The sequence below is a fragment of the Larkinella harenae genome (genome assembly GCF_054780515.1).
On the sequence record NZ_BAAGWE010000030.1, the window covers coordinates 1 to 1,408 of the forward strand.

Annotated in this window: 2 protein-coding genes; both read right to left on the minus strand. The window is 47.6% G+C overall.

Features of this window, described 5'->3' with window-relative positions; translation table 11 throughout:
• Nucleotides 1–15: 15 nt before the first annotated feature.
• The gene (locus tag ACYVH9_RS31545; protein WP_460640438.1) at nucleotides 16–342 is read right to left on the minus strand and encodes an integrase core domain-containing protein; all 327 of its coding nucleotides are present in this window, start codon (nucleotides 340–342) and stop codon (nucleotides 16–18) included.
• Between the two features lie 656 nt (nucleotides 343–998).
• The gene (locus ACYVH9_RS31550) at nucleotides 999–1,196 is read right to left on the minus strand and encodes a hypothetical protein (protein ID WP_460640439.1); all 198 of its coding nucleotides are present in this window, start codon (nucleotides 1,194–1,196) and stop codon (nucleotides 999–1,001) included.
• Nucleotides 1,197–1,408: the final 212 nt, after the last annotated feature.

Genomic DNA, 1,408 nt, shown 5'->3' on the forward strand with positions numbered 1-1,408 from the left:
TGTCTTAGCCCCTTATTAGTTGGACAGATTTTCCAAAATGGTTGAGTCGTATTCTATGGCTTCCTCCCATTTCTGTTGTGGAGTAACAAAGCCAATTGATCGATGCAATCGCTTACAATTGTAATGAGCAAAGAACCGGTGCAAGGTTTCTTTCGCGTCATAATAGCTACCAAATTCGTGACGCTCTACAACCTCCCTTTCCAATATGCTGTGAAAGGCTTCAATGTAGGAGTTCTCCTCCGGGGTTGCTACATGAGTAAATTCCTGTTTGGCTTCCGCAGCTTTTAGGAAATTGCGTACGGAATGGGCGACAAACCGCGGCGGCGGTCCGCTGACTTCCATTATCGTTACGCATAATGACTCCTTTCAAATCATGAGTTGAATTTACGCGCCGGAGTAGATTAATAAGATCAATCTGGCGGACACTTCCTTGAAAGAGCCAGTCAACTATTTTTCGGCTGTAAACATCAATGACCGTAAGCAAATAGTAGTTGCGTCGTTCACCATGCACCGCCGGGCGGCCCCGCCAAATGTATTTGATGTCCCATCGCAACGGCGAACCGTCATAAATATTCTAACGGTTTAGTGGCTTCTATTCGTCGGAATTGAACAAACTCTCGCTTACCGGTTGGCCGGATTACTTGTCCTAATAGTAACTTATATTCTCGCATCAGCCGGTACACCGCCGGGCGGCCCCGTTTTTTCTTGTTGATTAGATACTGCTTTTTGAGCTCGTGACGGGGCCGCCCGGCGGTCACATACTCGTAACCAAAGGCATTAAACTCGGTGTCAAGTAGCTGCCGAATATGTGCAACCACTTCTTCATTGGACACCCAAGTGCCGTCCCGTCTCATAGTCATCTGGCTGGGTTTAACGCCAGGTTTACCGATTTGAGGTTGGTAATACGAAACGCTACGAGGCAAATTCAGCCATTGGCAAATCGGCCCGCCGAAGCGGCTGAGAGCGATTGATCTGCTGTTCAAACTGATTCATAATTGTCAGCTTTTCCGAGGTCCGATAGGCGTTTTTTTTAGCAGTTCACTCTTGACTTCAAGTTCTAAAGCTTGCCTGGCAACGATCCGTTTGAGCCGTTCGTTCTCTTCCTCTAATGCTCGGAGTTGGGGATCCACCCGTGGATACGAATCTTTCAGTCCTTCTTTTCCTTTCGTCAGGTATTTCTGTCGCCACTTCCTCAACAGGGAAGGAGAAAGCAGGGCGGCCTGTGCCGTTATACTTCCGACAGATTTCGGAATGCCCGTCTCGAAGCGATTCCTGAACGATGGAATACCGGTCTTCTGGGGTGAACGTTCGTCGTGATTTACTCATGATTTCCTAAATTAATGGACTAATCGCATCGGCGAACCGACTGTTTTTACAATTTTGTCCAACCATTTAGGGGGCTAAGACA